The 17952-nt window shown below is 65.5% G+C and carries 12 protein-coding genes; 7 read left to right on the top strand and 5 right to left on the bottom strand.

What is annotated here, in order from left to right; all coding sequences use genetic code 11:
* Positions 1-122: 122 nt before the first annotated feature.
* The 5 genes from QZY44_RS02830 to thiS form a co-directional block, all read right to left on the bottom strand.
* Positions 123-2273, bottom strand: coding sequence for a PAS domain S-box protein (locus tag QZY44_RS02830; RefSeq protein ID WP_295441950.1), 2151 nt, complete (start codon positions 2271-2273; stop codon positions 123-125).
* 57 nt (positions 2274-2330) lie between these two features.
* Positions 2331-2777 (bottom strand): response regulator, encoded by a 447-nt coding sequence (locus QZY44_RS02825; protein WP_295441947.1) that lies wholly within the window; start codon positions 2775-2777, stop codon positions 2331-2333.
* 3 nt (positions 2778-2780) lie between these two features.
* Positions 2781-5018 (bottom strand): ATP-binding protein, encoded by a 2238-nt coding sequence (locus tag QZY44_RS02820; protein ID WP_295441943.1) that lies wholly within the window; start codon positions 5016-5018, stop codon positions 2781-2783.
* Between the two features lie 532 nt (positions 5019-5550).
* Positions 5551-6348, bottom strand: coding sequence for a thiazole synthase (locus tag QZY44_RS02815; protein WP_295441940.1), 798 nt, complete (start codon positions 6346-6348; stop codon positions 5551-5553).
* Between the two features lie 90 nt (positions 6349-6438).
* The gene (thiS, locus tag QZY44_RS02810) at positions 6439-6639 is read right to left on the bottom strand and encodes a sulfur carrier protein ThiS (protein ID WP_295441953.1); all 201 of its coding nucleotides are present in this window, start codon (positions 6637-6639) and stop codon (positions 6439-6441) included.
* 270 nt (positions 6640-6909) lie between these two features.
* Here thiS and QZY44_RS02805 point away from each other — a divergent pair, with 270 nt between their 5' ends.
* The 7 genes from QZY44_RS02805 (at position 6910) to QZY44_RS02775 (ending at position 17802) form a co-directional block, all read left to right on the top strand.
* Positions 6910-8727: an AMP-dependent synthetase/ligase gene (locus QZY44_RS02805; protein ID WP_295441938.1), complete on the top strand. Its 1818-nt coding sequence runs from the start codon at positions 6910-6912 to the stop codon at positions 8725-8727.
* A 264-nt stretch (positions 8728-8991) separates the two neighbouring features.
* Positions 8992-9441, top strand: a complete 450-nt coding sequence (gene dksA / locus QZY44_RS02800) for an RNA polymerase-binding protein DksA (protein WP_295441935.1) — start codon at positions 8992-8994, stop codon at positions 9439-9441.
* 15 nt (positions 9442-9456) lie between these two features.
* Positions 9457-10374 carry a tRNA glutamyl-Q(34) synthetase GluQRS gene (gluQRS, locus tag QZY44_RS02795; protein ID WP_295441932.1) on the top strand — a complete coding sequence of 306 codons (918 nt, stop codon included), beginning with the start codon at positions 9457-9459 and terminating at the stop codon, positions 10372-10374.
* A 124-nt stretch (positions 10375-10498) separates the two neighbouring features.
* A complete protein-coding gene (locus QZY44_RS02790) occupies positions 10499-12889 on the top strand; it encodes a phosphoketolase family protein (protein WP_295441930.1) in 2391 nt (796 codons plus the stop codon).
* Between the two features lie 361 nt (positions 12890-13250).
* Positions 13251-15758: a glycogen/starch/alpha-glucan phosphorylase gene (locus QZY44_RS02785; protein ID WP_295441928.1), complete on the top strand. Its 2508-nt coding sequence runs from the start codon at positions 13251-13253 to the stop codon at positions 15756-15758.
* A 10-nt stretch (positions 15759-15768) separates the two neighbouring features.
* Positions 15769-16620 (top strand): alpha/beta hydrolase, encoded by an 852-nt coding sequence (locus QZY44_RS02780; RefSeq protein ID WP_295441924.1) that lies wholly within the window; start codon positions 15769-15771, stop codon positions 16618-16620.
* A 114-nt stretch (positions 16621-16734) separates the two neighbouring features.
* On the top strand, positions 16735-17802 hold the full coding sequence (locus tag QZY44_RS02775) for a caspase family protein (protein ID WP_295441921.1): 1068 nt from the start codon (positions 16735-16737) through the stop codon (positions 17800-17802).
* The last annotated feature ends 150 nt before the right edge of the window (positions 17803-17952 follow it).

Genomic DNA, 17952 nt, shown 5'->3' with positions numbered 1-17952 from the left:
CGGTGGCGTTGTCAGCCCGTCGTGCTAGATATAGCACAGCGGGCGGACTCGGTGGACCGACGCCAACGACAGGCGCCGATCCGCAACAACACATTATGAATACTGCACTCCAGTCGGAGCAACTATATGTAGCCAAAGGTCTCCGTGAACGCGGCATTGAGATAGCTGACGGCGCCTGTTTCATGGGCGATGGCGAACGGAACCGGAGAGGCGTCAATGATGGCGCGGGCCTTCGCCTCGCTTGCTTGTAAGGCAGCTTCGACCTGCTTGCGTTCGGTGACGTCCTCATAGATCCCCAACAATCCGAATACGGCGTGGTCGCGGTCCCGGAGTACGACCTTTGACGTACGCAGCCACATCGTCTGTCCGCTCGGCGTCGTCTGCGGTTCATCATAGGACAGCTTGGGGATACCAGACGCCATGACGGACCGGTCATCGGCCCGATACCGTTCGGCCTGCGCCGCCCAGCTTAGCTGACAGTCGTCTTTTCCGATGACATCGTGCGAGTGCGCCATCCCGGCGTCCATCGCAAAAGCCCGATTGCACCCAAGATAGCGCAGGTTGCGGTCCTTCCAGAACACCCGGATCGGTGCGGTATCAATGACTGTCAGGAGCAGGTTTTGCGATTCGCTCATGGCGATTTCGGCCTGCTTGCGCCGGGTGATGTCCACATAGGCGATGACCACCCCATAATCCGGATGGGTTGCGGGCATGGCGCTGACCGAAATCCAGGTGAGGCCCTCCGGCTTGACGATCCCCAACTCCACGTCGCGGACCGTCTGATGCTCCGCCAGTGCCCGCACACTGGCGTATTCTTCAGGCGGCATGGGTGTGCCATCCGGGCGGACAATCGTCCACTCCGGACCATCGTAGGTGCGTTGGAATTGTGCCTCCCGCGAGAGTCCCAGCAGCGTCTCCGAGGCGCGGTTGCAGTCGATGATCTGACCCGCGGGATTGGTGATGGTGAGGCCTACCGGCAGCAGGTCATAGATGCTGCGCAGCTTGGTCTCGGAGGCTTGCAGTGCGGCGGTGCGCGCGGTAACGCGTTCTTCCAGACATGCCCGCTCGGCTTCCAGTGTGCGCTGGATTTCCCGCAAGGCGGTCACATCGTGAAGACTCACCACGACGCCTTGCACTTCCCCGTCCATCCAGAAGGGCTGCTGCGTGATCTCCAAATCACGCGTCTGACCATCGCGGTGCGGACTCTGCAAACTGAATTGCTGAGGCTGTCCGGCCAGGGTCAATTCCAAGTGGGCGGCGACCAAGGCATAGGCGTCCGGCTTCAACATCTCCTCAATCCGACGCCCGACAAAGTCCGCGGGGGGGCGCTGGAATTGCTGCGCGTAGGCGGGGTTGACTATCCCGAATCGCAATTCTCGGTCGATGAAGAGCAGCATCTCGCCGGCGGTCTCGACGACCTGCCGGTACCGGCACAGCTCCAACTCGGCCTGTTTGCGTTGCGTGACCTCCATCACCACCCCGCGCATCCGTAGCGGTTGACCGGTGGCATTGAAGACGAATTCTCCGCGTGCCGCGATCCAGTGCTGGCTGCCATCGCGCCAGATCACCCGGTACTCACAGTCGAGCGGCTCCCGCGCGGCGATACAGCGCGTCAACTCGACGTCGACTCCAGGCAGGTCCTGGGGATGGACCCGGCTGGCAAACGCTGCGTAGGTACCGTCGAACTCGCCGGGCTTAAAATCAAACAGGACTTCGTGCTGGCGCGTCCAGGTGAGCCGGTTGGTCGCTATGTCCCAGTCGAAGATCCCCTGGCGGGCGGCAGCGAGGGCCAGCCGGAGCAGGGCCTCGCTGGCCTGTAAGCGAGCCTCGCTGGCCTGTAACGTCGCAAAGGCGCGTTCCAGCGCCTGTTGCTGCGTCGCCACCTGACGGCGCAGCGCGAGTTTCTCGATCCCCTGGGTCACCGCACGGCGCAGCTCGTCCCCGCGAAACCGGCCTTTGGTCAGGAAGTCGTGGGCGCCGTGCTTCATGCAGTCGACGGCAAGGGCAACCTCGGCGTGGCCGGTGAGGACGATCACCGCATAAGCATCCACTTGGGCGGGGTCCCGCGCGGCGAGGAACTCCACCGCCGTCAGGTCGGGCAGCATATAGTCGAGGAGCAGGCAGTCCGGCGGCTGGGCGGCGATCAGGGCGCGGCCCTGCGCTCCGGTGGCGGCCGTGAGAACCTGGAAGTCCTCCCGTAGGGCACGCTGGAACGCCTCCGTGTCTTCGGGGCTGTCGTCGAGGATGAGAACGGTGGGGCGCGGGTTGGTCATGCCAGTGAGTCTGGGTGAAGAAGGGGTTTTCATCCAGCACCGGCGGCGAATTCCTGGTCAGGACTGCGGGTGCTGCCACGGCGTAAACCAGGCCTGGACGAACGCCTGGATCTGCGCGGCGAAGGTGGCCCGGTCGAACGGTTTGACCAGGTAACCGGCCGCGCCCAGGCGCGTGCAGTCCGCCATGTCGTGGGGATGGGCGGAGCTGGTGAGAATGACGATGGGCACAGGGAGCGCGCCGTGGCGGGTCCAAAGGGCTTCCAGGAGGTCGCGGCCATCGCCATCCGGCAGGTTGAGGTCGAGCAGCACCACGCGGGGACGCGCGCCGGGTGCGAGGGATTCCGCCTCACTGTTCCCCAGCACCGACAGGGCCTCCGCCACCCGCGTGCAGCGCCGGATCGGCCCCGGGAAGCCGGCACGCTGGAGCGCCCAGCCGATCACCGCGAAGTCTTCGTCGGAATCCTCGACCACCAGCAACCCGTCATGAGAGAGTGGCGCCGCCATCGTTCAGGGGCGCGGCGCGAGGGTGAAGTAAAAGGTCGAACCCTGACCGGGCACGGACTCCACCCAGATCGCACCCCCATGGCGTTCAACGGCCTTTTTTGTAATGGTGAGCCCGGCCCCCGTCCCGCCGCCGTACTCATCACGCCCATGCAGGCGGCGGAAGACCTGAAAGATCCGGATGAGATGCTGGGCGTCGATCCCGATCCCGTTGTCGCGCACGAACAGGACCGGCGGATCACGCGTCTGGTCGCTGCCGACGACCACCTGTTTGACCGGCTGGTCATTGTACTTACAGGCGTTGGTGATCAGGTTGCTGAGAATCTCGCCGGCCCGCACCCGGTCACAGGAGAGCAGCGGCAAGCTGCCAAGTCCCTGCACCTGGGCATGGTGGGCCGCGAGAAACGGTTGGAGATCCTCCAGCGTCTGCGCCAGCACCGCGTTGAGGTCGACCGCCTCGCGCACGAGGTCGATCCGTCCGACCCGCGAATACTGGAGCAGGGACTCGATCAGCTCCCCCATTCGCAGGGTGAGCCGCCGGATGGTCTCCAGGCGCTGGCGGCCGGGTTCGGAGAGGCGTGCGCCCTCGTCGTCCTCAAGGAACTCTGCCAGGGTGTGGATCCCCCGTAAGGGCTCCTTGAGGTCATGCGAGGCCGCATAGGCGAAGGTGTCGAGTTCCAGGTTGCTGTCGGCCAGCGCCTGGTTCATCCGTTTGAGCTGCTCGGCGTGGCCGATAAGGAATTCGACGAGCCCCCGGCGGACTTCGGCGGCGTGTTCGATCTCACAGTCCAGCCAGGGGCGCGACTGACCGGCCACGCTTTCTTTCCACAAGGCAAAGGAGGTCCGCGGCAACAGCCGAACGTCCCCTCCCGTTTGATCCACCTCCACCGGCTTGTGCGGATTGCCCGCCCAGTGCACGCTCTGCACGACCTCACGCCGGAACCAGCACACGCCCTCGGGGGCGCCCGGGGCCAGCCGCACGGCCAGCAGGCCACTGGCCTGCGCGCGGAACGCCGCAGCCGGCGGATAGTCCTGCGCGAGGCGGTGGCTGGCAAACTGCAGGGCGTCGTGCGTCGCCAGCCAATCGAGCAAGGCCCGGATTTCGGGCTCACTGGGGGTGTGGCCGAGGCAGCTGAGATGGCCGTCGGCGAACAGGGCCACGCCATCGGCCGCGAGGGCCGTCAAGAGGTTCGGCTGGGTATCGATCAAGGCGGCGTGAAAGGCGTTGGTCGTGAGCAGCGCCGCGAGCAACTGCCGGCGCGTGTCGCTCAGGGCCAGTCGATAGGCCGCGTGCTCCTCGCTGTCCTTCGACCCCATCAGCAGGGAGAGCATGTGGGCGAGAAATTCGACGGCGACCCGGGTCTCATAGGGGACGTAATGGGGCGTCGCGTGGTGCATGCAGGAGATCAGGCCCCACAGCCGCCCGTCCTTGAGCAGGGTGGTCACCAGGGTAGCCTGGACGCCCATGTTGCGGAGGTAGCCGGTGTACATGACCGAGACGCTGCGCGAGAACGCATAGCTCAGATCGACCGGCGCGTCGCTCACCGGATGGTGTTCCGGGACCAAGGGCACGGGGACATAGTCCACATCGGGCAGATGCCGCACCCAGCTCAGGCGGAACAGCCGGCGCGCGGGCTCGGGGATATCGACCGCCGGGTAATGCAGGCCCAGATAGCTCTCGCGTCCCTCACCGACCGCTTCGGCGATCACCTCGCCGCTGCTGTCGGCGTCGAAGCGGTAGGCCATGACCCGATCGAATCCCGTGAGCGCGCGGATCTCCGTGACGGCCAGGTCGAAAAACTGTCGCAGGGAGGGCGCGGACTGAAGCCGCTCGATCGTCGTGTGGACCTCCTGATAGAGGTCCGGCGCATGGGCGCGGGCCGCGGGGTCGCGGCGTTCAAATTCGAGCAGCAACACCCCGTCCGCCCGGTTGCCGAACAGATGGAAGGGGTCAGGCCGCGCGCGCGTCTGCACGCTCATCAGCCACTGCAACCTGATCGCCAACTCCTGGCTGACCAACCGGGCGCGCAGGGCCGCGACGGTTTCATCATCCAGCAATACCCCGAGCGGCTGTCCGAGCAGCGCCGCGGGCGCGAGCCCCAGGTAGCTCTCGCTGTTGGCGCTCACCTGCACAATGCGCAGCGCGGGCTCTTCCACGACCAGCAGCGCGCCATGGGGTTGGATCGCGCCCGTGTACTGGATCGGTTCGCGGTCGCAGTTCGTGAGGTCGACGTCAATTCTCATGCGCACATATTACGCTTGAACGAAGACATTGGAGGGCGACAGTTGTGGCAATTTGGCGTGCCCTGACGAGGGTCTTGCACCTTCGCCGGCCCTCCGGGATGCTCCAGGTCTGCGCCACTCCGTGCGCTCGACGAGACAGGGTAACGATTTTAGCCCAATTCCTTGGCCTGATCGGTCTCGCGCAACCCGTGCGAGAGCCAACTGATAAAGGCTGGATAGCCGCACGCAGCGTGACTGACGGCTTTGATCGCTTGACCGGACTCTCATCAAGCACAGATCGGCGGCCGCTCATGGCCGAAACCGGACCGTTCAAACCGCCCGCCAGCCCGTCTGCTGCGGGACGGCCGGGCCGGCCGGGTCGAGACTGTACTCCAGCCCGACCAGCGTTCCGCCCCGTCATGCGGGCTCTCGGCGCTTCCATGCCTGGCCGTCCCGTGCTGACCGATGTGCTCGGACGGAATCTCACTTAACCGATTCCGGCAGGCAGACAGGTTCGACGGTTGTCGAGCCGGTGTCGGTACATCAGGAAGGCTCAGAAGAACAGCCCCGTCATCGGCGAAGACGCCGACGCGAAGCGCTTGGGCGCCATGCGCCCGGCGAGATAGGCCTCGCGCCCGGCCTCGATCGCCTTGCGCATGGCGCCCGCCATCAGCACCGGGTCGCGCGCGGCGGCGATGGCGGTGTTCATCAGCACCCCGTCGCAGCCCAGTTCCATGGCGATCGCCGCGTCAGAGGCCGTGCCGACCCCCGCATCGACCAGCACCGGGACCCGGGCATTCTCGACGATGGTCAGGATGTTCAGCGGGTTGCGCACACCGAGCCCGGAGCCAATGGGGGCGGCCAGCGGCATGATGGCCACACAGCCCAACTCCTCCAGACGCCGGGCGATGATCGGGTCGTCGTTGGTGTAGACCATCACGTCAAAGCCGTCCTTGACCAGGATCTCCGCCGCCGCGAGCGTCGCGATGACGTCCGGGAACAGGGTCTTCTCGTCGCCCAGGACCTCCAGCTTCACCAGATTGTGGCCGTCCAGCAGTTCGCGCGCCAGGCGGCAGGTGCGCACGGCGGTCTCCGCGTCGTAGCAGCCGGCGGTGTTGGGCAGGATGGTGTAGCGCTCCGGGGGCAGCACATCCAGGATGTTGGGCTCCCCGGGGGTCTGGCCGATGTTGGTGCGACGCACGGCGACGGTGACGATCTCCGCCCCGCTCGCCTCGATGGCGCGGGCAGTCTCGGCCAGGTCCTTGTATTTGCCGGTGCCGACCAAGAGTCGCGAGCTGAACTCCTGACCAGCGATGGTGAAGCGATCGGAATGGGTAGGGGCTTGGGACATGGCGCGACGGCTCCGGACTGTGGGGGAACTGTGGGGGGGTGGCGGACAAAGGCTCTACTTGCGTGCGTTTTCGGACAAAGGAAGTCCCACTCAGCCCCCGCCGACGGCCTGGATGATCTCCACCCGGTCGCCGGGGGCGAGCCGCTGGGAATCGAAGCGGCTGCGCGGCACCAGCTCACCGTTGACCTCCACGGCGATGCGCTTCCCGGCCAGGGCCAGGGTCGCGATGAGTGTGGCCACCAGGGCGCCATCCGCGACCTCGGTGGGTACTGCGTTGACTTCGATCTGCATCATGGTCTCCAGGCGCACGGCGGTTGGTAGCAGGCGATTCTAGCGCAGCCGCCGCCCGGTCTGGGCCGATCCTGCGGGTCCGCGCGGCGGCGGCGCCGTCATCCGGACCGTCAAGGGTTTGGCATGATTGCAAAGGCGCATGGTCCTCGTATACCTTACGCGGCGCCAAATGAAACGGCTCCGATCCCGACACGTCCCGGCCGCGGCGCCGCGCCACCAGGCCGACGGCAAGGGTTCCGGGTCGCCAACACACTCGCCGAGGACACCACCGTGAGCCAATGGTCAGAGGACCTGATCTCCATCGAGCATGCCGCGACCCTGGACGGGCTCTTCTTGCAGCGGGTACGGCGCTCACCGGAGCGCATCGCCTACCGCTTCCATGACCGGGACCGCGGCTGGCAGCAACTGACCTGGCGCGCGATGGGGCAGGCGGTGGCGCGCTGGCGCGCGGCCCTGGCGAGCGAGGCCCTGTCGAGCGGCGACCGGGTCGCCATGCTGCTGCGCAACGGCCCGGAATGGGTGATGTTCGACCTGGCGGCCCTATCGCTGGGCCTGGTCACGGTCCCGCTCTACACCGACGACCGGGCCGACAACGCGGCCTATATCCTCCAGGACGCGGGGGTCAAGGTGCTGCTGGTCCAGGACGCCGGGCGCTGGAAGCGCCTGGCGGAGGTGGTCGGGACGGCCCCCTGGCCGCCGCGGGTGGTGCTCCTGGACGGGGGCGCCGAGGCGCTGCGCCTGGCCGCCGACGACCCGCGGGTGCGGGTGGCGGACGCCTGGCTGCCGGACACGGCCCCAGTGCCGCCCGCACGGGAGGCCGACCCCCGCGGGCTTGCGACCATCATCTATACCTCCGGCACCACCGGACGACCCAAAGGGGTGATGCTCTCCCACCACAACCTGCTGTCCGATGCCCATGCCTCGGTCGTACTCATCGCGGTCTACCAGGAAGACGTATTCCTGTCCTTCCTACCGCTCTCACACGCGCTGGAGCGCACCGGTGGCTATTATCTGCCGATGATGGCGGGGTCCTGCGTGGCCTTCGCGCGCTCCGTGGGCCAACTCGCGGAGGACCTGCAGACCATCCGCCCGACGCTGATGATCGCCGTGCCCCGGGTCTTCGAGCGGGTCTATGCCCGGGTCGCAGACCAGTTGACCACCCGCCCGGCCCCGGTGCGTTGGCTCTTTCGCTTGACCGTCGCGGTGGGCTGGCGCAACTTCCTGCGCAACCAGGGGCGTGGCGGCTGGCACCCACTGCTCTTGCTATGGCCATGGCTAAGCCGCAAGGTGGCGGCGCAGGTGTTGGACAAGTTGGGCGGGCGCATGCGCGCGGCGGTCAGCGGTGGTGCGCCCCTGCCCTATGCGGTCGCGCGCACCTTCCTCAGTCTCGGCCTGCCCCTGTTGCAGGGCTATGGACTGACCGAGACCAGCCCGGTGATCACCGTCAACCCCATCGAGGACAACCTGCCCGACAGCGTGGGCGTACCCATCCGCGGGATGCAGGTGCGCATCGGGGCGAACGACGAATTGTTGGTCAAGGGCCACAGTGTCATGCTGGGCTACTGGAACAACCATGCCGCCACCACGCTGGTCCTGACCCACGATGGCTGGCTGCACACCGGGGACCAGGCGCGCCTCGCCGCCCGGCACGTCTACATCACGGGCCGCCTCAAGGACATCCTGGTTCTGTCCAACGGCGAGAAGGTCCCCCCGGCGGACATGGAGATGGCGATCACCATGGACCCACTGTTCGAGCAGGCCTTGGTGCTCGGCGAGGGGCGTTCCTATCTCAGCAGCCTGCTGGTGCTCAACGGGGACCTCTGGACCGGCCTGGCCCAGGAATTCGGACTCGACCCCGCCGCGCCCGTGAGTCTCGAGGACCCGCACTTGGTCAGGGACATGCTCAAGCGCGTCCGGGTGGCGCTCAGTGACTTCCCCGGCTACGCCAAGGTCCGCCGGGTGACCCTAACCCTGGAGCCCTGGACGATCGAGAACGGGCTCCTGACGCCGACGCTGAAGGTCAAGCGCAGCGAGGTCCTGAAGCGGCATCGCGAGGCGATCGAGCGGATGTATTGCATGGAAACATAATCGCGAAAGGCATCTGACGGGGCGCCGTGTGGCCCGCGCTCACGCCAGCCACGGCGGCCGTCCGGCGTTTTTTTCAGGTTCAGCAAGGTAAAACGGGCCAATTCCGCGCCCCGCGGCACGCACCCACCGTGCGGCCAGCACTCAGGCGGGTTGCCCAGGGCGCGCCAATCTGGTACTAAAGGGCGCTTTTCGCGGCCTGGCCTAAGGATGGGGCTGGCGATAAGGTCGCGACTCATCCCACTGCGAGACTGCGGGAGCACGTTCATGGCCGAGACAACAACCAACCCCGTCAACAACCAAGAGCCCAAGGCGTTCGGCTTCGAACCCTACAACGTCGCCGAGGGCGAGGAGTACATGAGCCCGGCGCAGGAGGAGCACTTCCGGCAGATCCTGCTGGCCTGGAAGCGGTCCTTGATGGAGGAGGTGGACCGCACCGTTCACCACATGCAGGACGAGGCGACCAACTTCCCGGACCCGAACGACCGCGCCACCCAGGAGTCTGAATTCAGCCTGGAACTGCGCACCCGCGACCGGGAGCGTAAGTTGATCAAGAAGATCGATGAGGGCATGACCCGCCTCACCGAGCACGAGTATGGGTTCTGCGAGGCCTGTGGGGTGGAGATCGGCGTGCGCCGCCTGGAGGCGCGCCCCACCGCCACGCTCTGTATCGACTGCAAGACGCTCGACGAAATCCGCGAGAAGCAGCGCGGCTGAGCCCCCCGCCCGGCGATGACCTACCGGGGACGCTTTGCCCCGTCACCGACCGGCGCGCTGCACTTCGGGTCACTGATCGCCGCGGTGGCGAGTTTTGCCGATGCCCGCGCCCACGGCGGCACGTGGATCGTGCGCATCGAGGACCTGGATCGCCCCCGCGAGGTGCCGGGGGCGGCCGACGCCATCCTGTGCACCCTGCGGGCGTTGGGTCTGTACTGGGACGAAGAACCACTGTTCCAGAGCCGACGCACGCAGGCCTATGCCCAGGCCCTGCAACAACTCACCGTCCGGGGACTCACCTACCCCTGCGCCTGTTCGCGAGCCGAAATTGCCCGCGACGGCCGGCACGGACCGGCCGGCCCCATCTATGCCGGCACCTGCCGCCCGGGACTCCCGCCCGGCCGCCCACCCCGCTCGCTACGTCTGCGCACCCCACCCACAGCGGTGCGCGTGCACGACCGCATCCAGGGCGAGCAGCGCCAGGACGTCGCCCAGGACTTCGGGGACTGCATCCTGCGGCGCGCCGACGGCCTCCACGCCTACCAACTGGCGGTCGTCGTCGACGATGCCTGGCAAGGCATCAGCCATGTGGTCCGGGGCGCCGACCTGCTCGACTCCACCCCCTGCCAGTGCCTGCTGCAACAGTCCCTGGGACTGGCTACCCCGAGCTACGCCCATGTCCCGCTCGCGGTCGATGCCACAGGGCACAAACTGAGCAAGTCGCAGGCCGCCGCCCCGGTGGACCCGGCCGCTCCCTGGCCCGCCCTGCTGCGCGCCTGGGGTTGGCTAGGTCAGGCGGCGGCCCCAGCCGAGTCCCGGACCTCGCTGGCCGGTTTCTGGGAGTACGCAGCTCGCGCCTGGCGGATCGAACGCGTACCCCGGGTTGTACGCGCTTGCGTCGATCCCAACCCCCAAGCGAGTATCCTGTTGTGACCAGCTGCATCGATTCGCCTAACCCCGCGAGATCACGGCGCGGTCACCCCACGAGGCTAGCCTGGCACCCGCTATCCTGCGACCACCTTCAGCGCGAAAAAATCGACCATTGGAGAATCCGTCCATGACCGCCCAAACGCCCGGCTCGACGACACTCGCCCCTTTGTCCCCAGACCTTCTGCGCAAGATGGACGCCTACTGGCGCGCCTGCAATTACCTCGCCGCCGGCATGATCTATCTACGCGGCAACCCGCTGTTGCGCGAGCCACTGAAAGAGGAGCACATCAAGGAGCGGCTCCTGGGCCACTGGGGCGCCAGCCCCGGCCTGTCCTTCATGTATGTTCACGTCAACCGCATCATTCGCGAGCAGCAGCAGGAGGCCATCTTCCTGGCCGGCCCCGGCCACGGCGCCCCGGGCGTGCTGGCGCCGGTCTACCTGGAGGGGACCTACTCCGAGGTCTATCCGAACAAGAGCGAGGATGAGGAAGGCCTGCACGCCTTTTTCAAGCAGTTCTCCTTTCCCGGCGGCATCGGCTCGCACTGCACCCCGGAGACCCCCGGCTCCATCCACGAAGGGGGCGAACTGGGCTATTCCATCTCCCACGCCTTCGGCGCGGCCTTCGACAATCCCAACCTGCTGGTGGTGGTGGCGGTGGGCGACGGCGAGTCGGAGACCGGCCCGCTGGCTACCTCCTGGCACTCCAGCAAGTTCTTAAATCCCATCCGCGATGGGGCCGTGCTGCCGATCCTGCATTTGAACGGCTACAAGATCAATAACCCGACCCTACTGGCGCGTATCCCTCGCGATGAACTCGCGAGCCTGATGCGCGGCTATGGCTGGACCCCCCATTTCGTGGAGGGTGACGACCCCATGGTGATGCACCAGCTGATGGCGTCCACGCTGGATACCTGTACGGGCGAAATCCGGGACATCCAGCAGGCCGCGCGCGCCAGCGGCACGCCGACCCGCGCCCACTGGCCCATGATCGTACTACGCTCGCCCAAGGGCTGGACCGGCCCCAAGGAGGTCGACGGTCACAAGGTCGAAGGCTTCTGGCGCGCACACCAGGTCCCTCTGGCCGGCCTGCGCAACAATCCGGCGCATCTGAAGCAGCTCGAAGACTGGCTGCGCAGCTACCAGCCAGAGGAGCTGTTCGACGCCGAAGGCCGGCTGATCCCCGAACTCAAGGAACTCGCCCCCACCGGCACTCTGCGTATGAGCGCCAGCCCCCATGCCAACGGCGGTGTCCTGCGCCGCGCGCTGCGGATGCCCAACTTCCGTGAGTATGCGGCCGACGTGGGCACGCCGGGAACCACCCGCGCCATGAACACCAAGCCATTGGGCGCGCTGCTGCGCGACATCATGGCCGAGAACATGCGTAACTTCCGCGTCTTCGGACCCGATGAGAACTCATCCAACAAGCTCGATGCGATCTATGCGGTCAGCAAGAAACTCTGGCTGTGCGATTACAAGCCTGAGGACGCCGACGGCGGTGAGCTCGCACCGGATGGGCGCGTGTTGGAAATGCTCTCCGAGCACACCCTGGAGGGCTGGTACGAGGGCTATGTACTCAGCGGCCGGCACGGCTTTTTCGCCACCTACGAGGCCTTCGTCCACGTCATCGACAGCATGTACAACCAGCACGCCAAGTGGCTGGACATCGCCAATGATATCCCGTGGCGGGCCCCCGTCTCCTCGCTCAACCTGCTGATCACCTCCACCGTCTGGCGTCAGGACCACAACGGCTTCACCCATCAGGACCCGGGGTTCCTGGACGTGGTGGTGAACAAGAGCCCGGAGGTCACCCGCATCTATCTGCCCCCGGATGTGAATTGCCTGCTGTCCACGGCCGACCATTGCCTGCGCAGCATGAACAACATCAACGTCATCGTCTGCGACAAGCAGGACCACCTGCAATATCTCAGCATGGACGAGGCCATCAAGCACTGCACCAAGGGCCTCGGCATCTGGGATTGGGCGAGCAACGACCAGGGCGTAGAGCCAGACGTCGTCATGGTGGGCTGTGGCGACATCCCGACCAAGGAGGCCCTGGCCGCCACGGCAATGCTGCGCGAGGCCTTTGCCGACATCAAGATCCGCTTCGTCAACGTAGTCGACCTGTTCCGGATGCAGCCGAGCGGGGAGCACCCGCACGGTCTGTCGGACGCGGACTTCGACTCGCTCTTCACCAAAGACAAGCCGATTATCTTCAACTTCCACGGCTATCCCTGGCTGATCCACCGCCTGGCCTACCGCCGCACCAATCACGCCAACCTGCATGTGCGCGGCTACAAGGAAAAGGGCAACATCAACACGCCGCTGGAACTGGCGATCAGCAACGAGATCGACCGCTTCAGCCTGGCCATTGATGTCATCAACCGGGTACCGCGCCTGCAGGCGACCGGCGCCCATGTGAAGCAGCGGATGCGTGACCTGCAGATCGAGGCGCGCGCCTATGCCTTCGAGAACGGCATCGACAAGCCGGAGTTCGAGCAATGGACCTGGCCGCTGTAAGAGCGCAAAGAACGCGATGGCATAACCCAGCCAGGAATGGTTGGTCCTAGCACCAGGTTCCACGCTAGCTTGCCGACCGACCCCAACGGGGTCGAACATACCAGCCCAGCGCAACGCCCTGGGTATGAGGTAGATAAGCGAGCCTAGCCCTGAAAGGGCGTGACATACGGAACTACGCCATTATGTCACGCCCTTTCAGGGCTAGACCGATAACACAATGCTCTCCCAGGGCGTTGCCCTGGGCTGGTATGTCCCGCCCCTTCGGGGCCTAGGTGGGTCACAAGAAAAGGCGGAACGCCCTACTAGGTTAGCTGAGGAACGACGCTAATCACCACGCATAACAGACACCAAGAGATGCCCTATGCCCCCCCAGAAGACGCCCGAGACCCAGAACGGAGCGGCAACTCCGCCCCACGAGCACACCCGCACCGGCATGTCGAAGGACGCACTGAAACGGGCCTTCATCGACAACCTGTTCTATGTGCAAGGCCGCTTCCGCGAGGTCGCCAGCCCCAACGATAACTATATGGCCACCGCCTATACGGTACGTGACCGCCTGCTGGGACGCTGGATCAAGTGTGCCGAGACCTACCGCGATACCCAGGCACGCACCGTTTGCTACCTGTCCGCCGAGTTTCTGCTCGGACCCCACCTGCTGAACAATCTGGTCAATTTGGGGATCAATGAGGTCGCCACCGAGGCCGGGCACGAACTCGGGCTGGATCTGCGCGAAATCCTGGAGACCGAGGAGGAGCCGGGCCTGGGCAACGGCGGCCTGGGGCGGCTCGCCGCCTGTTATATGGATTCATTGAGTACGGTGCAGATCCCCGCCATCGGCTACGGCATCCGCTATGAATTCGGCATCTTCGACCAGGTGATCGAGGACGGCTGGCAGGTCGAGAAAAGCGACACCTGGCTCAAGAACGGCAACCCCTGGGAACTGCCCCGCTACAAACTGCGCTTCCCGGTCAAGTTCGGCGGGCGCACAGAGCAATACCACGACGAGCACGAGGCATTGCGGGTGCGTTGGATCGCCGATATGGAGGTCAACGGGGTCGCCTATGACACCCCCATCCTGGGTTACGGGGTCGGCAATGTCAGCCTGCTGCGGCTATGGAAGTCCGAGGCCCCCGAGTCATTCGACTTCCAGTCATTCAATACCGGCGACTATTACGGCGCAGTCCACGCCAAGATGGAGGCTGAGACCATCTCCAAGGTCCTCTATCCCAATGACGAACCCGAGGCCGGCAAGGAACTGCGCCTGAAGCAGCAATATTTCTTCGTCTCCTGCTCGCTCCAGGACATGATCCGGCTGCATCTCAACACGGTCGGCCGGCTCGATACCTTTGCCGACAAGTTCGTCGCCCAACTCAACGACACCCACCCGGCCATCGCGGTGGCCGAATTGCTGCGGCTATTGATGGACGAACACGGCATGGGCTGGGACCAGGCCTGGACCATCACCCACCAGACCTTCTGCTATACCAACCACACCCTGCTGCCCGAGGCACTGGAGACCTGGTCGGTGCGGCTCTTCGAGAAGGTGCTGCCGCGCCACCTGGAGATCATCTACGAGATCAATCGCCGCTTCCTGGACGAGGTGCGGGTGCGCTTCCTCAATGATGAGGGCCGGGTCGCGCGGATGTCGTTGATCGGTGAAGAGGGTGGCCGGCGGATACGGATGGCCAACCTGGCAGTGGTGGGGTCCAGCGCGGTCAACGGCGTGGCCGCACTGCACTCCGAGCTGGTCAAGACCACGGTACTGAAGGACTTCTATGAGCTGTGGCCGGAGCGCTTCCACAATGTCACCAACGGGGTGACCCCGCGCCGCTTCATCGCCGTATGCAACCCGCGCCTCACGACCCTGATCACCGAGACCTGCGGGGACGACCTCTGGTTGCGCGACCTGGACCGCCTGCGCGCCCTGGAGGCCCATGCGGACGACACCGTGCTCCAGGCACAATGGCGCGCAGTGAAGACCGCCGCCAAGCACAGCCTGGCCCTGTGGCTGGAGCACAACGCCTGGGTCAAGGTCGATCCGCACAGCCTGTTCGACGTCCAGGCCAAGCGTCTGCACGAATACAAGCGCCAGCACCTGAACCTGCTGCATATCGTCAGCCTCTACCAGCACATCAAGCAGGACCCCAACCACAGCATCGTCCCGCGCACCTTCATTTTCGGCGCCAAGGCCGCCCCCGGCTATTACATGGCCAAGCTGATCATCAAGCTGATCAACGCGGTCGGTGAGGTGATCAATCACGACCCCCAGATCAACGGCACGCTGCGTGTCGCCTTCATGCCTAACTTCAATGTCCAGAACGGCCAGCGGCTCTATCCCGCCGCCGACCTCTCGGAACAGATCTCGCTCGCCGGCAAGGAGGCATCCGGCACCGGGAATATGAAGTTCTCGATGAACGGTGCCTTGACGATTGGCACCCTGGACGGGGCCAACGTGGAGATCCGCGAGGAGGTCGGGGCGGAGAACTTCTTCCTGTTCGGCATGACCGCGGACGAGGTCAGCCGGCGCCAGGCAGAGGGCTATCGGCCCTGGGACATCTACCGGGACGATCACGAACTCAAATCTGCCATTGATCTCATCAACTCCGGGCTCTTCTCCCACGGCGACCCCACCCTATTCCGCCCACTGACCGATAACCTGATCAACCAGGACCCCTTCATGGTGCTGGCGGACTTCCGCGCCTATGTCGAATGCCAGGAGCGGGTCAGCCAGGCCTGGGCGGACCGGGCGCAGTGGGACCGCATGTCTATTCTCAACGTCGCGCGGATGGGGAAGTTCTCCTCTGATCGGGCCATTCGGGAGTATGCGGAAAAGATTTGGCATGTCGAGCCGCTGCCGGTGGCCCTTTAGCCGATCGGTTATGATCAAGACCCTGGCCGAACTACTCCTGTTCCTCGGGCTGCTGGCCGGCGGGCTCTATCTGCTGCAGCCGTGGATGGTCTTTATGCCCAGCCGGGAGATCGCGCAGACCCCCGGCGATTGGGGCCTGGCCTACGAGGAGCTGTGGCTGCGGGCCAGAGACGGGGTGCGGTTGCACGCCTGGTATCTGCCACAGCCAGGCGCCCACCAGGTGCTGCTGTTCTTCCATGGCAACGCCGGCAACATCTCGCATCGGCGCAGCTCGCTGGAAATCTTCCACCGGCGCGGGCTCGCGGTGCTGATCCTCGATTACCGGGGATACGGACGCAGCGATGGCCGTCCCAGTGAAGCGGGTCTCTACCGGGATGCCACGGCCGCCTGGGACTATCTGGTCGGGACCCGCGGTATCGCGCCGGGCGCCATCGTGATTTTCGGACGCTCACTGGGCGGGGCAGTGGCCGCCCGCCTGGCGGCCGAGGTCCAGCCCGCCGGGCTCATCCTGGAATCGACCTTCAGCTCGGTGCCGGACCTGGCCGGAGCACTCTATCCGGTCCTCTCGCACATCACGATGCTGCGCTATCGCTTCGATACGGTCTCAGCACTCTCCGCCGTGCGCTGCCCGGTGCTCGTCCTGCACAGCCGGGAAGACGACATCATCCCCTATGCCCTGGGCCAGCGAGTCTACGAGGCGGCCCACCCCCCAAAGGCGTTCCAGGACCTCATCGGGGATCACAACGGGGGCTTCCTGCTCAGCCCGGGCTATGAGCAGGGATTGGCGCAGTTCCTTGCGCATACGAATGGCACAGCTTTCCCCTCGTACCTAAGCGCCGAGCCTGCGACCGTATTCCCGTAGGATGGGTTGAGCGCAGCGAAACCCATCGTTCGCACTGCCGGCCAACAGTCTCTGCCGCCTGATCCCCCAATCCGCGATAAGATCCCCGGACCAACACAGGACCGGAGGTCTTCCATGGCATTCACCCAGGGCCATGCCCTGCTGATCGGCGTCGGCAGCTACCAGCACGAACCGCAGCTCAATGTGCCGATCACCGCCGCCGACGCCCAGCGCCTGGCTGGTGTCCTGCGCGATCCGGTGTTCTGCAGTTATCCGGCTGATCAGGTCACGGTGCTGCATGACGCCACCGCCAGCCGCGCCGGGATCCTCGCCGCACTCGACGCACTCGGTGAGCGGGCCGGCGCGGCCGACACCGTTTTTCTGTATTTCTGCGGCCATGGCGCCTATGGCGAGGACGGCGACTATTATCTCACCGCGCACGACACCGGCCTGAACAGCGGCCGGGTCGTGAGCGGCAGTGGCTTGCGCCAGGGTGAGCTCATCGGGCGATTGCGCGCCATCAAGGCCAAGCGGTTGCTGCTGGTGGTCAACGCCTGCCACGCGGGCGAACTGGCGCCGACCCTCCGCCCCGCAGCAGCGCCCGGCATCCCATTGCCGGCCCAGACCGCCGCCGCCTTACTCGCGAGCGGTGAGGGGCGGATCATCATCACCGCCTGCCGCGAGGGCCAGGTGTCCTATATCGGCCGCGGCGCACTGACGCTCTTTACACAAGCCCTGGTGGACGGCCTACAGGGCCGCGGGACCATCAGCCGCCGCGGCTTCGTCAGTGCCTTCGACCTCTATACACATCTCTATTTCAAGATCGAGGAGACCGTGCGCCGGGACTACGGGGCCGCGCAGGAACCGGAGTTGACGGTACTCAAGGGCGTCGGCCCCTTCGCCGTGGCGCTCTGTCAGGGCGCCACTGTGCTAGGCGACTTCGACGGCACCGCCCAGCCGCCGGACGGCTTGGCCGTACGCCAGGTCAATCCCGCCTATGCACGGGCGATGATCGCGCAACATTCAGAGGGTCCCGGCACGACGACAATCGGCCCCGCAGCGGTACTCGTCCGCGGCAACAACACCGGCACTATCAACACCGGAATCCAGATCGACACAGGCGGCGGCGCCTATGTGGACGGTAACGTCACTACCGGCGGGGACTTTGTCGGTCGCGACAAGATCACGAAGAACGGCGGATAGCTTCGTCGTCTTCTCGTGCCCAGGCTCCGCTCTCATCCTTATACACATGTCCTCACCATATCTTCGCGGGCCTGGAGTGCGATGGTGAACTCATGTACGCGCTGCAACCCGATCCAGACCGTCTTGGGGCCGGGATGACCGTCATTCTTG

This window comes from uncultured Thiodictyon sp. (assembly GCA_903837595.1).
Taxonomy (GTDB): domain Bacteria; phylum Pseudomonadota; class Gammaproteobacteria; order Chromatiales; family Chromatiaceae; genus Thiodictyon.
Note: the sequence above shows the minus strand (reverse complement) of the source record. Positions and strands in the feature narration are given on the sequence as shown.